The following is a 17,163-nucleotide window of genomic DNA, read 5'->3' as shown; positions in this document are numbered from 1 at the left end:
AGGATGTCGCAACGAAGGATCGCTCGGCCGCGGGTGGTGTATTTCGTTGCTTCCCACGTGAACCCCGAACAGATCGTGCGGCTCGTGCGCGCCTGCCGCAGCGGATCACCCGAGTCGCGGGTGCTGCTGCACCACGACTATGCGGTTTCGAATCTGGACCCGGCCCTGCTGAAGGACATCGGCAATGTGGACCTGCTTCCGGCAGAGTCGGCCGTGGGGTGGGGCGGTTTCGCCAACTGTGCCCTGGCGATCCGATGTCTCAAATGGCTCGTGGAGAATCGCGACTTTGACTGGGTCGTGCACCTGAGCGGCCAGTGCTACCCCGTTCGCCCGCTCGGTGAGATCGAACGCGAGCTGGCCACCTGCGGGCATGACGGCTGGGTGCGCTGCGACCGGGTGGAGGACCTGCCGTGGGAGGTCGGCCCGATGCGGTACCTCTATCAGTACTACGAGCTTCCGAAGTTCACGGGGTGGTCCCGGTTGCGATCACTGATCGACGCGCATGCCCGGCGACGGCTCGACGCCGGAAAGATGCCGTGGGCGTGGGTGTCGCGCGAGAAGGCGTTTCGAGTGGGGATACGATCGCATCGCGGGCCACTTGGTAAAGGGCTTGGTGTGTACAAAGGATCGACCTGGTGGACGATCAACCGCCGATCGGTCGAATACCTGCTTTCGACACTCGAAGCCCGCCCTGACGTGGCACGCTATTACAGGCGTACACAGTTCGCATCGAACGAGTCGATGTTTCAAACATTGCTCTGCAACGTCCCGCACCTGAACTTCGTGCGTGACAACGAAAAGCGATTCATCCGCTGGAGCCACGCCGAGACCGGCCATCCGGACATATTGGGCGTAGAACACTTCGAAAAGATGGTCGCATCCGATGCGTTCTTCGCCCGTAAGATCGATGCACGAAGCGACGGGCAGATCCTGGATTTGCTGGACCGACACATCGGCCTTGCACCGGCCGCGGCAAGAGCCGCTTGAATGGCCCTGGGGCCTGCGGTGTGGGCGGTGCGGCCATCTTGCGCCGGCCGCCAACGCTGGACAATTCATCTCGCCAAAACAAAGAGGGCCTCTTGCGAATGCCGCAAGAGGCCCGGTTGCTTACCTTGATTTCACTGCCGATCAGTGGTGATGCCCACCACCGCCGCCGGCGGGTTCCTTCTCTTCCTTGATCTCGCTGACGATCGCGTCGGTCGTCAGGAGCAGGCCGCTGATGCTGGCGGCGTTCTGGAGGGCGGATCGTTCGACCTTGGTCGGCACGATGACGCCCATCTTCAGCATGTCGCCGTACTCGTGCGTGAGTGCGTTGTAGCCGAAGTTGGTTTCCTTGTTTTCCTTGATCTTCTGCGCGACGACCGAGCCGTCCACGCCGGCGTTCTCGGCGATCTGCTTGATCGGGGCTTCGACCGCCCGACGGATGATCTCGACGCCGATCGCCTGGTCTTCGTTGGCAGCCTTCTTCTTGGCGCCATCGAGCACCTTGGCAGCGGCGCGGATGACGGCAACGCCGCCACCCGGCAGGATGCCTTCTTCGACCGCGGCGCGGCAGGCGTGAAGGGCGTCTTCCACGCGGGCCTTCTTTTCCTTCATCGCGACTTCGGTCGCAGCGCCGACCTGGATCTGCGCCACGCCGCCGGACAGCTTCGCGAGGCGTTCCTGGAGCTTCTCGCGGTCGTAGTCGCTGGTGGTGCGCTCGATCTCGTTCTTGAGCTGCTCCATGCGGCCCTTGATCTGCTTGTTGTCACCCGCGCCTTCGATGATCGTGGTGTTGTCCTTGTCGATCTTGATCTTCTTGGCCCGGCCGAGGTTCGACAGTTCGACGTTCTCGAGCTTGATGCCCAGTTCTTCAAAGATCGCCGTGCCACCCGTGGTGATCGCGATGTCTTCCAGCATCGCCTTGCGGCGATCGCCGAAGCCGGGGGCCTTGACGGCGGCGGCCTTGATCGTGCCGCGGAGCTTGTTGACGACCAGCGTCGCGAGGGCTTCGCCTTCGACTTCTTCGGCGATGATGACCAGCGACTTGCCGGCCTCGGCGACCTTGCTCAGCACCGGGACCAGGTCACGGGCGCTGCTGATCTTCTTCTCGTGGATCAGGATGTAGGCGTCTTCGAAGACGGCTTCCATCGTGGTGGTGTCGGTCACGAAGTGCGGGCTGAGGTAGCCCTTGTCGAACTGCATGCCGTCGACGGTCTTGACTTCGGTCTCGAGGCTCTTGCCTTCTTCAACCGTGATCACGCCGTCCTTGCCAACCTTATCCATCGCCTCGGCGATCATCTTGCCGATGACTTCGTCCTGGTTGGCCGAGCTGGTGCCGACCTGGGCGACTTCCTTCGACGAAGTGACCTTCTTGCTCATCGACTTGAGCTCTTCGACGATCGCGTCGACGGCGAGCTGAATGCCGCGCTGGATCTGCGTGGCGTTAGCGCCGGCGGTCACGTTCTTGAGGCCTTCGGTGAAGATCGCTTCGGCGTACACCGTGGCGGTGGTGGTGCCGTCGCCGGCGACGGTGGAGGTCTTGCTGGCGACCTCCTTCACCATCTGGGCGCCCATGTTTTCGTAGGAGTCTTCGAGTTCGATTTCCTTCGCGACCGTCACGCCGTCCTTGGTGACGGTGGGGGAGCCGAAGGACTTCTCGAGCACGACGTTGCGGCCGGAGGGGCCGAGGGTGACCTTGACGGCGCGGGCCAGCTGGGTGACGCCGCGGCGGATGGCCTCACGGGCCTCCTGATCAAATGCGATTCGCTTGGCAGCCATGGAAGTATCTCCGAGTGTTGATGGGGTTAAGAAAAGAGAGGCACGAAGGCATTGAGGTTCGCAGGCACGAAAGGGATCGGCGGGCACGGCAGCGCTTGGTGCGGCCGTGCCTCAATCTTCGTGCCTTCCTCAACTACTCGACGATCGCCAGGACATCGTCCTCGCTCATGATCATCAGCTCTTCGCCGTCGAGCTTGATTTCGGTGCCGGCGTAGCTGGCGAAGATGACCTCGTCGCCCTTCTTCACGCTCAGCGCGACGCGCTCGCCCTTGTCGGTGCGACGGCCTTCGCCGACGCTCAGAACCTTGCCGCGCTTGGGCTTTTCCTTGGCGGCGTCCGGGAGGACGATACCGCTCTTGGTCTTGGTTTCCGCTTCAACGCGCTTGATGAGGATCTTGTCGCCGAGGGGACGCAGCTTCGCCATGATTCGTTACTCCTTCGAAGAAAAACAGTCAGTTTGCAGCACTCAATGAGTAAAGCCCAATACGTAAGAACTCCTTACGCGCGACGGCTTCACACTCTTAAAACTCAGCACTCAGCACTTCGTACTCAGCACTCTTGAATGATCTTTATTGCCTCGGCCAGCGGCTCTCGTAGTGCCGTTTGATCACGCGGGCCAAGGCATCCAGCAGGAGGGCGTAGTCGACCGGCTTGCTCAGCACCGAGAACACATGGTTCATCAGCGCCTCGCGAAGCAGGTGGCTCGTCAGATCGTTGGCGACAAGGATCGCCGGCGGCAACACGCGGCCCGGGTTGCTCTTATGGAGTTCCCGAATCCGCTTCACCACCTGCAATCCGCCGAGCTGAGGCATCTGGGTGTCGAGCACGGCCACATGGACCGCGTTCGCCTCGATCATCTCAACCGCTTCCCGACCGGTACGGGCCGTCAGGGTGTAAACCCCCTGCGGCTCGAGCAGGCCACGAACGGTCCGATGCCACTCCTCCTGTTCATCAGGAAGAAGGACCGTCAGGCGCGAAGTTGAGATGACATCCATCATCGGCGTCTACCCCGAAGCGTTACCCGGGGAACCTCACCTGGGATATCGTCAACGCTCCTCGCGGTCCTTCCCTGTGCCCTGCCCTTAAACAACTGGCGTGCCGAAGCAGAACGCGTGGGCGGCGAAGGCGGCGTAGTTCCTAAGTCCTTGCCTTAAAATGATTAATCAGAACGGTCGCCTGCCCGCCCGCGAGCCGTCTGCGGGCGATGATGCCTTGCGGTCTGCCAATCCGCACGGGCACCGAAAGAACAACTGCCATTCCGGCAGCGGGGCGAACCGGCCTTCCGCTGGCGGTTGGCAGGTCCGGGACAGCCTGCCCCGGCAGTCAGGGCTGGTCCCGGCACCAGATCAGCCCGGCGGACGGTCGCGACCGTTCTTCCGTGAACAGTGTCCGTCCTTCGGAAGTCCCGGCAGCAACCCGCAGCACGCTTGCCGCCCGACAAGATGGTCATGCCCCGGCGGATTGGGAATGGCAGATTTCGTTGACACTGCCACGCCTCACCCGTAGTTTACGCGGCGTCGCTCCCTGCGATCCTGTCCGCGGCTGGCTTGACCTTATGCCGCGAGGGATTGCCGGTGGTTGCTGGCGGGCCGTTTGTCCCGCAGCGGCACAACCGGGCGTTCAGGTTTCGCGGATCCGGGCACCGACCACCCATCCGATCCGCCAAACCCGCACTCCCTGCCGCCTTGATCGCCGTTTTGTCACGAGCTTTTCGCCTCGCGGCGGACGTTTGGCTGTGAAGTTTGCCGGCCCGTTCGCTGTCGCTTCGGTTGCAAATGCTCGTTGCTATCGGCCGCACCGCCGACCTGTCACATGCCCTGGTGAGTTCACTTGAGTCCAGAGATCAAAGAAAAAGCCGAGAAGGTCTTGGGGCACACGTTCAATGACCCCGACCTTCTCGAAGAGTCACTGACCCACGCGTCGATCGCCGACAACCGCCTCGACAGCAACGAGCGGATGGAGTTCCTCGGCGACGCCGTCCTCGATCTGATCATCTGCGAGGCGCTGTACCTCAAGTTCCCGCAGTACAACGAGGGCGACCTCACCAAGATCAAGTCGGCCGTCGTCAGCCGGCGGACCTGCGCCGAGGTCGCGATCGAGACCGGCTTGGCCGACCTGCTCATCATCGGTAAGGGCATCAGCAGTCGCTCGCAGATGCCCAGCAGTCTTGCGGCGGCGGTGTACGAGTCGATCGTGGCGGCGGTTTACCTCGACGGCGGCTTCGACGTCGTCAAAAAGTACGTCCTGCGGACGATGACGCCCAAGCTCGAGCAGATTGTCGCCAACAGCCATCTCAACAACTACAAGGCGGTCCTGCAGCAGCACGCTCAGAAGATCCTCGGTGCCACGCCGGTCTACGAACTGCTCGACGAGAAGGGCCCGGATCACAGCAAGTGTTTCGAGGTCGCGGTCTTCATCGGTCATCGCCGGTTCGAGAGCGCCTGGGGCCCCAACAAGAAGATGGCCGAGCAGAAAGCGGCACTCGTAGCGCTGGAAGAGCTCGGCGTCATGGACGCCAAGGAAGTCGACAAGGCAATGGACGAAGTCGCCGAGACGGCCGGAGAGCTGTAGGGTCCGCCCTGGCGGACGCGATGCACGTCAATCTTTCGCGATGCACGCCAATCTCGCTTCCGGCGTCCGCCAAAGCGGTCCCTACGGACGCAACACTCTTCAATCGGGTTACTTCTTCTCCTGCAGGTCGAGGCTCTTCTCGGTTCGAATCCGGACCTCCTCCGGCCGCAGGAGCCGACGCTGCTGGAACGGCGCGCTCTTCACGATCGCCAGCACGAGCGACGAGAACTTGTAGCCCTTGGCTCGCACCTCGGCGTCGATCGCCTTGACCGCGCACTGGTCGTTGTGCTCCAAGCCACGCCCCAGGGAGTAGGTCAACATCTTGCGGATCATCGTGCTGGTGAAATCCGACTGACGGGCCAGCAGCATGCGGCGAAGCCCGTCGGGGCCGGCCAGTACCGTGCCTTCAGGCATTTTGCCGGACGAATCGATCGGGAAGATTCCGTCCTTGTCACGCCAGCGGCCGATGGCATCGAAGTTCTCCAGCGTGAAGCCGATACCATCCATCCGGATGTGGCAGACCGCGCAGTTGGGGTCTTTGCGGTGCTCCTCAAGGCGGATTTTCAGGGTCGCCGACGACACATCCTTGGGCTTGTCCGACAGCGGCGGCACGTCGGCCGGTGCGGGCGGGGGAGGCGTGCCAAGGACGTTCTCCAAGATGTACTTGCCGCGCTTCACCGGGCTGGTGCGGGTCGGCATCGCGGTGACGGTCAGAATGCTGGCCTGCGTCAGGAACCCCGCCCGTTTGCTACCGGCCAAGCTGACGCGCCGGAATTGATCCCCGGCGATTCCGCTCATTCCGTAGTGTTTTGCGAGCCGTTCATTCACGTAGGTGTACTCGCCGGTCAGCAGTTCGAGGATGCTGCGGTCCTCCTTCATGATGGTTTCGAAGAACAGCTCGGTTTCGCGCTTCATCGCCGCGCGCAGATCGGAATCGAAGGTCGGGTAAAACGCCGGGTCCGGCGAGTAGTCCTCCAGGTTTCGAAGTTCCAGCCACTGGCCGGCGAAGTTCTCCACCATCGACATCGCCCGCGCGTCGGTCAGCAGCCGGCGGACCTGCGCCTCAAGCTGCGCGGGGTCGCGAAGTTTTCCGCTGCCGGCGGCGGCCATCAGCTCATCGTCCGGCGCGCTGCTCCACAGGAAGTAGCTCAAACGCGTCGCCAGCTCGTAGTCGCTGATCGCGTACGGCTTGGGATTGTTCGGATCGCCGGCCAGCGCCTGTGCCGGATCGACTTCCACCCGGAACAGGAAGTGCGGCGAGACGAGCACTGCCGTCAGGCACAGACGGATGCTGTTCTCGAAGGTCTCCTTGTCGGCCCGGGCCGACTTGTAGAGCTTCAGAAGCGACTCGACTTCGTCGTTTGCCGCCGGCCGGCGGTAGGCCCGGCCGAGGAAACGCTGCAGCACCATCTTGGCCGCCGCTTCTTCCGTCACGCCGCCCTGGCCGGGCTTGGCGACAAAGATCCTGCGATATCCTGACGACGGCGGCGGAGCCGCGACCCCGATGGGGCCTTCGACTTCAATGTTCTCAATCACCGCCGACCGCACCGCCTTGCGGTTCTTTTCCTTGATGTCGATCGACTTCGGGTTGATCAGTGTAAAGGTGATCTTCTGATCGCCACGCGGTGCCGTGATCTTGAGCTTGGTCGTCACGGTCTTGTCGCGCGAGCCGGGGAGTTCGACAACCCCCATATCCTGCCCCGCGATCTTCACCTGCACCTTGGGGTTTTCGCCGTCGATCTTGCGGTGCCATCCCGTCAGGCGGACCTCGTAGCTGCCGGCGACGATGAAGTTGTGCGTGATCGAAGTATCGCCCCTGCCGAAAAGCGAGCCGGCGTTGCTGTCGCCGGTCGGCTTGAAACTGGTCTCGCCGTACCGGGCGACCCGCGATCGATACGGGTTGTCGGTCGGAATGACCGACTCCATGATCGCCTCAGCCGCCGCGAGATACTTCTCGGCGAGCAGAGGCGACATCGTCAGCACGTCGGCAATGTTGTCGAAACCGTAGCCCGTATCGTCGGCGGGAAAGTCGGCGGCAGGTTTGAAGTCGACGCCGAGCAGGTCGCGGACCGTGTTGTTGTATTCATTGCGGTTCAGCCGATGGATGGCCACGCGACCGGGGTCCGGCGGGCCGGAGCAGTCGCAGAAGGTCGTGGCGTCGCTGATCCACTGAATGACACGGTCAAACTCCGCCTGCGACGGCTGGGGTTTCTCCTCCGGCGGCATCAGCTTCTGCCGAAGCACGTCGCCGACGTGATTCCACTTTTCCTTGGCGGCCTGAATCGTGAGCAGGGTTTTGTAGGGATCGAGGGAGAAATCCCCCTTCGCCTTGCCGTTGGCGTGGCAGTCCGTGCAGTGCTTGGCGAGAAACGGCTGGATGTCGGTCTTAAAGCGCGCTTGCAGGCTGGCGGTGGACAGCGGTGCCGTGGGTGCCGCCTTCGGCGCGGCCTGGGCCAAGGCGGTGTCCGTCGTCCGACCGCCTTTAAACCATTGCGGCACAAATGCCGCGACAACGACGGCGGCCGCGACCGCAGACACCGTCAGACGGCGGGGGTTCGCGAAGAACAGTCCTCGGGCGGAAATCAGTTGGAAACGTTGCATGCCACCTTTTGTCCGGTCAGTGAAAGTTCGTGCACCGCATCATAGCGGGCCACCCGCTGCACTACATACGACAAAGACCGGTGCTCGGGTTCAAAAACGGCCATCGCATTGCGCGGCGATCACAATCCGGTGCCGGTGCTGGCGACTAAACCCGCGGAAAGCCACCAAGATCCCACGTCAGATGCCACTGTTCGAAGCAAAGCCACCGCTCCCGACATCCCTGAACCGCTTCAGGACGTCAAATCCAACGAACAACGAGTTTCCAATGGCTTTGATTTGGGAAATTCGATGTTTCAGCGTCATGCGCGTCCGGCTCCGCGTTGGCGTGTACGAAGGACCACGCGCGGCAAGTCGCAGTGAGCCAGGCCGCGTCGTGCGCGTGTTCACCGGGAAGGCCCAGGCCCTCGGCTTGGCGACTCACACACGCCGTCGGTCGTTCTACTTTGCTATCACGTTCCGCGCGATGACCCCTGCGGCCCAATAGTTCGTATTTTATTAGGTTCGCATCGAAGTGCAAGCTTTTCTTCTGGCCCCTTCGGCGATTGGCAATTGGTGTGTCGCTTGATCGTTGCAACGGTTTTGTGAGTCCGTTTCGCAGGCTCGACGGGCCGGGATTCCATAGCCCAGCCCGAAGGGCTGGGTTGCGGTTGCTTCCCCTCGGAAGCCCTGAAAGGGCGTGGTAACGGCAATGGCATCTCGCGGTCGATTATTCCGGCCCTTCAGGCCTTGCGTCACTGTCTCGCCAGCACCCAGCCCTTCGGGCTGGGCTATGGGATCACGGCCCGTCGGGCCTCAAATCCATAACCACGGCGAAGATTCACCGCCGCGGCTAGCGGTCGGTTCTTCGCGGAAGCAAATCTGCACCGGGCTCAATAGCGGGTCGAACAGTCGAAGATGAACCACGAATCACTCCGTATTCAGGAAGATGGAATGTTGCGGGGCCTTCAATGCTGATGCTCTGCACCGTTGCGGAGTGCAATCAGACATCCATTGAACGAAGGAGCGACCCATGTGCCCCGACCCGCATAAGACCCCTATCTCTGGCAACATTTCTGACTCAAATCCGCTGCTCAAACGCCGACTCGCCGCTGTTGTGCTTGCTGCTTTGCTGGGGAGCGGCATCGCCCCCTTTGCAGCGAGCCCGGCCTTCGCGCAGGATTCTGAACGTATCGCCGACGAAAAGGTTCCCGCCCCGGTTCGTGCAACTGCGCGAGCCAACGCCCTCGATTCTCGCGACGTCGATTATCGCAAGTTCGACGAAACCGGGCGCTACCAGGTGAACTTCACCACGCCAGCGAATCTTCGCCTGCAACTGATCATCAATAAGGAAGGCGAGCTTGTCGCCGGTCCACGGCTGGCCCCAACGCAGGTCGCGGGTGGGCCCGCGGCCGGTGACCGTGAGCGTTTGCTCGGCGACTGGATTGCCCGAGTTCGCAACGCGCAGGCGACAGCCGCCGCGGCCGCTGCCACACCGCCGCCCGCCGTGCCGCCGAACGTGCCGACGCCGACCCCGCCGGTGGCCGTCCCCGGACAGGTTCCGGCTCCGCCCACGACGCCCGGCGCGGTTGCCGCGCCCGCCGCCAGGCCGCTGAGCACAGAGATCCGCGCCGCCGATTTGCCGGCCCCGGCACTGAAGTCGCTGGATCGTTTCACCAACGGCGGCAAGCACGTCAACTACTACCGTGTCACCGTTGAAGACCGCGCCCGCTATCAGGCAATGTTCACCGCCGCCGACGGCTCGCGACAGGAAGTAACGGTCGCCGACAACGGCTCGCTGATGTCGGGACCGCTGGTGATGACGGCTCAGATCGACGACCGGTCGCTGCAGATGGACGGGCCCGACAACCTGAAAGTCGCGACCTCCGCCCGCGTCGAGCCTTCCGAGATCCCCGCCCGCGCGATGGATGCGATCAGCAAATATGTAAAGACCGGGTCCGACGTCCGCTACCGCAAGGACACCTTCGCCGACGGGAGCGTGGGCTACACGGCGCACTGGATTCAGACGGACAACAGCCGGCGCTACTTCCTGACGGTCGCCGAGAATGGCGATCTGCGGCAGGCGGCCAAGCTGTCGATGTATCAACCCGCGGCCGCGCCGGGCGCTCAGGAGAATGGCGTCGCGGTCAGCTGGACCGATCTTCCGGACCGCGTCCGCAAGACGCTCGAACCGCTGACCCGCGCCGACGCAAAGGCGCGATACTTCAAGCAGTCGCGCGACAACAAGATCTCGTACGGATCGATCTACCATAGCAACGGTCACGAGATGTGGGTGCGGGTCGACGAAGCCGGCGAAACGATCGTTAATCCCGTCTCGGCTCAGACCGGCAAGCCGATCGACACCAGCGAGCCCGCCAAGGCTGCAGCCCGCGTTTCGCCGGCGATGTTGCAGGATCGGCTGAACTTCTCCGAACTGCCGGCACCGGTGAAGGAAAAGGTGCTGAAGGAAACGACCGGTTCGAAGGACGTGATCAACATGAAGCACGATCGCGCCGGGCGGGCCGTTTACCACACCGTCTGGACCGACGCCGCCGGCCGCCAGCAGGAACTTTACCTGGACGCCAGAGGCGAAGCAGTGCCGGCGCCCAAGTCGAACTGACGTAACAATGGCTGGCCGATCGGCCGGTCGCACGACACTGTTGTAACTCGCCGGGATGACGCTCCGAGGGGAGGGTCGTCCCGGCGTTTTGTTGCGCCGGCCGTGTTCGAAGGCAGCCACGAATCTCACGAATGTGAACACGAACAGGGAGGCTTCTAACTGGCCGATCGCGATTCGCGCCCTGGGACCGCCGAGCGCCTGATCGGCTCTTCGACATGCCGAGCAGGCGCTCGGCGGTCCCAGGTTGCGAAGGGGCGCGAACCGAGGACGGTTCCAAAGTCGTGCGTCATTCGTCCGTATTCGACTTCAATGCCGCCTTTTCGTGTTCATTCGTGAGATTCGTGGCTCGCCTCGGCCGCAACACCTCTGATATACCGCGGTAACCAATACGGCTTCATGTCTTCGAGGTGGAACGCCATGTCACGGTCGCCTTTGCATCTGACGCTCTGCCTGCTGGTCGCGGCCCTCGCGCTCGATGTGCGCGCCGAAGCGCCGCTGCACGAGCGGATCGATGCCGCGGTCGAAAGTCATGCCGCGGCGAACAAGATCGCGGTCGCTCCGCCGGCCGACGACGCCGAGTTTCTCCGCCGACTTTACCTCGACCTGACCGGGACGCTTCCGACCGTCGACGAGGCTCGCGCGTTCCTCGCCGACAAGGACCCGGCCAAACGGCAGAAACTGATCGACAAGCTGCTTGCCGACGACCGCTTCCCTCGGCGAATGGCCGAGGCGATGACGGTCATGTTCATGGAGCGGCGGCTGGCGCCGGACAAGCCTGAGATCGAGCAGTTCGAGAGCTACTTGCGCGGCGCGCTTGCCGCGAACAAGCCGGCGGACCAGATCGTCGCCGAGATGCTGTCCCCAACGCCCGATGACGAGGCGACCCGCGGGGCGACGATCTTCCTGGCCAAGCGGCTCGAGAACTACGGGCAGAACCCGGTCGACTATCCCATGCTGACGCGCGACGTCGGCCGAATGTTCCTGGGCGTCGATCTGCAATGTGCCCAGTGCCACAATCACCTCACGGTTCGCGAATACAAGCAGTCAGACTTCCAGGGGCTCTTTGCCTTTGTCGGCCATAGCTACCTGCGCAAAGACGTCAGTTATCCGGCGGTCGGCGAGAAACTGGTCGATAAGAAGATCGAGTTCGCATCGGTCTTCGCCGGCGAGAAGCGAGAGATCGGCCCGCGGTTGCCGGCGATGGAAGAGGTGTCGATTCCTGTCTTCGACAAGGGCCAGGAATGGCAGACGCCGCCTGACAAGGCGAAGAAATCGCTCGGCGTGCCGAAGTTCAGCCCGCTGAAAGTGCTGTCGCAGCAGCTCCCGACGGCTCAGAACCCACTGTTCAAGCGGAACATGGCCAACCGCCTCTGGTACCTGATGGTGGGCCGCGGCGTCGTGCACCCGCTGGACCTGCACCACAAGGACAACCCGCCGAGCGTGGCGGCGCTGCTGGATGTGCTGGCGGAAGACTTCGCGTCATCGGGGTTTGATATAAAGCGGTATGTGCGAGAGATCGCGCTCAGCAGGACCTATCAGCGGTCAAGCCGGCTGCCGGAAGCGGCGTCGGGTCAGATGCCGCAGCCGGGCAGCTTTGCGGTCGCGCCGCTCAAGCGCCTGTCGCCGGAACAATTGCTGCATGCCTCGCTGATGGCAACGGGTGATTGGGAGAAGGTGTCGTCGCGCAGGGCCGAGCCTGCGGCCACCAAGCCCGTTGCGGCCGCCGACGCAGATGTTGAAGAGACCGAATCGCCGGCAAAGAAGGGGCAGGGCAAGCCGCTGACGCTGAAAGAACTCCGCAAGAAGTTCGTCACGGCGTTTGCAGCGCCGGCGGGTGAACCGGAAATCGAGTTCAGCCCGACGGTCGCCGCGGCGCTGTTCGTGCTGAACGACGACAGCACACTGGAATGGCTGACACGCCGGGACGGCAATCTGATCGACCGACTGGCGAAGATTGATGATTCGGCAAAGGTCGCCGAGGAGTTGTACCTGAGCGTGCTGACGCGAATGCCGACGGACGAGGAACGCGCCGATGTCGCGGGCCATCTGACCGCAAAACAGGAGCCCGGCGGCTCGGCCGCGGGAAATCGTGACCGCGCGATCGGCGAACTGGTCTGGTCGCTGCTCGCGTCTACGGAGTTTGCGGTGAATCATTGATTAGCGGTTGATTAGCGGTCGCACCGAAGGTGCACTCTTTGCCGGTATGAAATGAAGAGCGGAAGTGCACCTTCGGTGCGACCGCTCATCGGGGCAGTGAAGATTCGTGGAGGCCGACCGTGTCCAATCGCCATCCCTACGCCTGCCAGAGCGCCGAGCACCTGACATCGCGCCGGTCGTTGCTCAAAGGCGGCATCGCCGGCGCGTTCGCCGCCGCCGCCAGCGGCGGGGCGTTCGGGCCATTGGGTCTGGGTTCGCTCGCGCAGCCGGCTTTTGCCGCCGAGCTGTCGAAGAAGAAGCGACAGGTCCTGTTCATCTGGCTCGACGGCGGCATCAGCCAGCTCGAATCGTGGGATCCGAAACCCGGCACGCAGTTCGGCGGGCCGTTCCGGTCGATCCCGACGACGATTCCCGGCGTGCGCTTCAGCGAGCTGTTGCCGCACAGCGCCAAGCAGGCCCATCGACTGTCGATCGTCCGCGGCATGCACACGAAGGACGACGCGCATTCGTCAGGTGTGCTGCGTATCGAGCGCGGCGATCCGAAGAACCGTGGCGTGCAGTACCCGTACCTCGGTGCCGCCGTCACTCACTTTCTCGGCTCGGCCAATCCGAAGCTGCCGCCTTACGTCTGGATCAAACCTTACAGCGGGGGATTCAAGCACCAGGACGGCGGATTCCTGGGGGCCAGATACGGCTGCCTGGCGCTGGGCGACGGCAAGCCGCCGGAGAATCTTCTCCGCAATCCCGCCATCCCGGCGGACGTCGATGCGGCGCGGAATCAACTCCGCCGCAAGGCCAACGAACGCTTCGCCCGCGGCCGCAGCACCGCCGAGAACGACGCCAATACCTATGCCTACGACATGGCGGCACAGCTCATGTCGCGGCAGGAATTGTTCGACGACTCGCAGTATTCCAAGCGGGATATCGAACGCTACGGCCGGCATGATCTCGGCCGGCATATCCTGCAAGCGAAGCACCTGATCCAGGCCGGCGTGACGTTCGTGAAGGTGACCAGTTATCACTGGGACACGCACGGCGACAACTTCAATCTGAGCCAATGCCTGGTGCCGCAGTTCGATCAACCCTTCGCCGCACTGATTGAAGACCTGCACGCCAGCGGGATGGCGGAGAACGTGCTGGTGATCGCAATGAGCGAGTTCGGCCGAACGCCGAGGATCAACGGTCACGTCGGCCGCGACCACTGGCCGGAGGCGTGGAGCGTGGCAATGTCCGGCTGCGGTTTGCAGCAGGGCGCGGTGATCGGCAAGACCAACGACAAGGGCACCTGGGTGACGGAAGACGAGGTGGATGTCGGCCACCTGTTCCACACCTGGTTCCGGGCGATCGGCGTCGATACGACAAAGATCGAGTACGACAACCACGGGCAGCCGCTGCCGGTGGCGAATGAAGAGACGAAGGCGATTGAGAAGATACTGACGTGAAGTTGATGGAAGGAAAGACGAAGTTTGCGTTCTTCACGCAGGCGCGGAATTCGGATTCCTTTTAGCGCCATCCCCGAAGGGGTGGGCTCGTCGCGCGATAAGCGCATGGAGCAGACCGGTGAACCTTGAAGTGCCCTCGGGACCCTTGCTTGATCGAAATCGACCGTAGTTCCGCAGTTCACCGCGCGAAAGCCCACCCCTGCGGGGATGGCGCTAAAAAGAATCCGAGCTTCGGAGTGCTTTGATCGGAATGCAACATGCCTGAGACGACCGAACAACCCGACGTCGTACCCGTCCCGCGCATCTTGCCGATGCCGCCGGTGCCGAAGAAGGGTGCCAAGCCCGATCCCAGCGCCGCGTTTGTCGGGCCGGACGGTTTTGCCCTCGTGCGGCCGCGCACGCTCGAACACGACCGCGAGTTCGTCTTCGCCCGGTTCTCGCCTTGCGGCAAGTTCATTTTCGCCGGCGGTTACGACGGACGGGTCTATCGCTGGTCGATCCAAGACGATGCCGACACGATCGCGACGTTCGAAGGCCATGGCGGGTGGATGCAGGGATTGGCGTTTCACCGCGACCGTAAGCGGATGTTCACCGGCGATTCGTGGGGCCAGTTGCTCGCATGGGACTACGCCGCCGCGAACCCAAAGCCGCTCTGGAAGCGCGAGGACTGCCACAGCCAGTGGATGCGCTCGATGACGCTCAGTCCCGACGGCCACGCGCTTGCGACCTGCGGCGCGGATCGAGTCGTCCGTCTCTGGTCGTCCGCCGACGGCAAGCCGATCGCCGACCTGGCAACGGTTCCGGACGACCTGATGTCGGCGCATTTTCATCCGGACGGCTCGCTGCTGATCGGTGACCTGAAGGGGGTCATCCACCAGTTCGACATCGCAAAAAAGAAGGCCGTTCGCACGCTCGATGCCTCGGTGCTTTACAGCCGTCCGATGTCGCAGGGGGTGAAGGAGATTAATGACGTCGGCGGTGTCCGCTGCATGACCAACGACCCGAAGGGTCAGTGGCTGATCGCCGGCGGAACGCAGCCGGCAACCAGTGGTTTTCTCACCGGCAAACCGACGGCGGTCTGCTTCGACTTTGCCACCGGCAAGGCAATCCATACCTGGCAATGGGAGAAGGTCGATCCGTCCGAAGGACTGATCCTGGGTCTCGACTGGCATCCCGGCGGTTACGTGCTTGCGGCGGCGAGCGGCCAGCCTGCCAAGGGCGCCGTGGCCGGCTGGAAGCCGGGGCAGGAGGCTTCGGTCTACCTCAACAAGCTGCTCACGCACTGCCGCACGGTTGCCGTCCACCCCGACGGCAAACGCGTCGCCGTCACGCAGGTCCTTCTGAAGCCGGGCGGCGGTTCCGGCAACGGGCGACGGCTGTCGAAAGACGGCGAGTACGGCGGGCTGGTCGGCCGGGTCATGCTGTTTGATACCGCCGCCGTCGGTGCCTGAAGAAGCGGACCGATTTGCCGCGTCGCGGGCTTCCCATGCGGGAGGCCCTTCTTTGTAATGGGGGCGATCGGGCGTCTGTCGCCTGCAAATCCCTCGCCTGTGTCGGAATCGGAGGAACAACCCACCCGTGATGACGCTCGAAAACCCATCGCCGCGCCCCTCCCTCCATCGCCTGGCCTGGATCGTCGTTCTCCTGCTCATGCCGGTGGCGACGCTCAACTACCTCGACCGGCAGATGCTGGCGTCGATGAAGTACTCGGTGATGACCGACATCACCTCGATCGGCAACGAGACCAACTGGGGCTTCATGCTCGGGCAGTTCAAGTGGGTCTATGCCTTTCTCAGTCCCGTCGGAGGGTTCGTCGCCGATCGGTTCGGCCGACGACTGACCATCTGCGGCAGCCTGTTCGTCTGGTCGGCCGTTACCTGGTGGACGGGGCATGTCGAGACCTACACGCAGCTCCTTTGGGCCCGATCGATGATGGGCATCAGCGAGGCGTTTTACATCCCCGCGGCGCTGGCGCTGATCACCGACTACCACACCGGCCCGACCCGCTCGCGGGCCGTCGGGATGCACCAGATGGCGATCTACATCGGCGTCATCATCGGCGGGTTCGGCGGGTATGTCGCCGACGCGCCCAACCTCGGCTGGCGACTGGCGTTCGACGTGTGCGGTGTGTTCGGCATGCTCTATGCCATCCCGCTGGCGATCGCTTTGCGTGATCCGGTGGGCCGCAATCGGAGCGAGAAGGCGGAGGCCGCGACCGATTCTCCGGCACTGCCTCCCGGATCGGCGGGAGTCAGTCCTTCAGGGGCGCCGGTGCTGGCATACGAAACCCCTTCGCCGCGGAAGCCCGAGACCGTCCTTTCCGGATTGCTGCTCAATCCATCGTTCATTCTGCTTGTTCTGTACTTCACGCTGCCCGCCCTGGCCGGCTGGGTTGTCCGCGACTGGATGCCGGCGATCCTGAAGAAGGAGTTCATTATCGGGCAGGGTCCGTCAGGCGTCGCCGCGACGCTGCCCTGGCAGGCGGCGGCGATCATCGGCGCGGTTGCCGGCGGCGTGCTCGCCGACCGCTGGACGCGAACCAACATCCGAGGCCGCATCTACACCAGTGCGATCGGCATGTGTCTGATCATCCCCGCGATGTTCGGCGTCGGAAACGCCAGCAGTCTCGCCGTCGCAATTTCGTTCCTGGTTCTCTTCGGGCTCGGCTGGGGGTTCTTCGACAGCAACAACATGCCGATCCTCTGCCAGATCGCACGGCCCCGGCTCCGCGCCACGGGCTACGGCATCATGAACCTGGTGAGCATCAGTTGCGGCGGTCTGGCCGACTGGGGCTTCGGCCTGCTCCGAGATCGCCATGTGCCGCTGAACGTGATCTTCGGCGTCTTCGCCAGCACGGCGATCATCTCGATCGTGCTGGTTCTGCTCATTCGCCCGAAGCAGGAACTCGTCGCGGCGGAGGAATGACGCGGCTTGTCCTATGCGAATTGGTGCCACGGGTCGCCGGTACTCCGGAGACCCGTGCCGAGGATGCAGCGCCCGCACGGGTCTGCGGGGTACCGCCGACCCGTGGCACCG

11 protein-coding genes are annotated in these 17,163 nt (G+C 63.3%); 7 read left to right on the top strand and 4 right to left on the bottom strand.

All coding sequences use genetic code 11. The features are described 5' to 3' along the window. Nucleotides 1–3: 3 nt before the first annotated feature. Entirely contained in the window at nt 4–987 is a 984-nt protein-coding gene (locus tag IPV69_RS10320) for a beta-1,6-N-acetylglucosaminyltransferase (RefSeq protein ID WP_206295030.1), read from the top strand. 141 nt (nt 988–1,128) lie between these two features. Here IPV69_RS10320 and groL read toward each other — a convergent pair whose 3' ends face one another. The 3 genes from groL to IPV69_RS10305 form a co-directional block, all read right to left on the bottom strand. Next, nucleotides 1,129–2,760, bottom strand: a complete 1,632-nt coding sequence (gene groL / locus IPV69_RS10315) for a chaperonin GroEL (RefSeq protein ID WP_206295029.1) — start codon at nt 2,758–2,760, stop codon at nt 1,129–1,131. Between the two features lie 133 nt (nt 2,761–2,893). Then, nucleotides 2,894–3,184, bottom strand: coding sequence for a co-chaperone GroES (gene groES / locus IPV69_RS10310; RefSeq protein ID WP_206295028.1), 291 nt, complete (start codon nt 3,182–3,184; stop codon nt 2,894–2,896). Nucleotides 3,185–3,329: 145 nt separating this feature from the next. Further along, nucleotides 3,330–3,758 (bottom strand): response regulator, encoded by a 429-nt coding sequence (locus IPV69_RS10305; protein WP_206295027.1) that lies wholly within the window; start codon nt 3,756–3,758, stop codon nt 3,330–3,332. Between the two features lie 832 nt (nt 3,759–4,590). On the opposite strand from IPV69_RS10305, the gene rnc reads away from it, so the two are divergent. Continuing rightward, a complete protein-coding gene (gene rnc, locus IPV69_RS10300; protein ID WP_206295026.1) occupies nt 4,591–5,331 on the top strand; it encodes a ribonuclease III in 741 nt (246 codons plus the stop codon). Between the two features lie 108 nt (nt 5,332–5,439). Here the strand turns inward: rnc and IPV69_RS10295 are convergent, their stop codons facing one another. Continuing rightward, nucleotides 5,440–7,932, bottom strand: coding sequence for a DUF1592 domain-containing protein (locus IPV69_RS10295; protein ID WP_206295025.1), 2,493 nt, complete (start codon nt 7,930–7,932; stop codon nt 5,440–5,442). Between the two features lie 1,009 nt (nt 7,933–8,941). Between IPV69_RS10295 and IPV69_RS10290 the strand changes: the two genes are divergently transcribed. The 5 genes from IPV69_RS10290 (at nt 8,942) to IPV69_RS10270 (ending at nt 17,052) form a co-directional block, all read left to right on the top strand. Further along, the gene (locus IPV69_RS10290; protein ID WP_206295024.1) at nt 8,942–10,528 is read left to right on the top strand and encodes a hypothetical protein; all 1,587 of its coding nucleotides are present in this window, start codon (nt 8,942–8,944) and stop codon (nt 10,526–10,528) included. Nucleotides 10,529–10,945: 417 nt separating this feature from the next. Next, nucleotides 10,946–12,685: a DUF1549 domain-containing protein gene (locus IPV69_RS10285; protein WP_206295023.1), complete on the top strand. Its 1,740-nt coding sequence runs from the start codon at nt 10,946–10,948 to the stop codon at nt 12,683–12,685. Nucleotides 12,686–12,804: 119 nt separating this feature from the next. Then, nucleotides 12,805–14,127, top strand: a complete 1,323-nt coding sequence (locus IPV69_RS10280; protein WP_206295022.1) for a DUF1501 domain-containing protein — start codon at nt 12,805–12,807, stop codon at nt 14,125–14,127. A gap of 257 nt (nt 14,128–14,384) precedes the next feature. After that, on the top strand, nt 14,385–15,578 hold the full coding sequence (locus IPV69_RS10275) for a WD40 repeat domain-containing protein (protein ID WP_206295021.1): 1,194 nt from the start codon (nt 14,385–14,387) through the stop codon (nt 15,576–15,578). A gap of 130 nt (nt 15,579–15,708) precedes the next feature. Continuing rightward, nucleotides 15,709–17,052 carry an MFS transporter gene (locus IPV69_RS10270; RefSeq protein WP_241180008.1) on the top strand — a complete coding sequence of 448 codons (1,344 nt, stop codon included), beginning with the start codon at nt 15,709–15,711 and terminating at the stop codon, nt 17,050–17,052. Nucleotides 17,053–17,163 lie beyond the last annotated feature (111 nt).

The organism is Humisphaera borealis (assembly GCF_015169395.1).
GTDB lineage: Bacteria > Planctomycetota > Phycisphaerae > Tepidisphaerales > Tepidisphaeraceae > Humisphaera > Humisphaera borealis.
The sequence above is the reverse complement of the archived record's forward strand: the minus strand, read 5'-3'. Positions and strand labels throughout refer to the sequence as shown.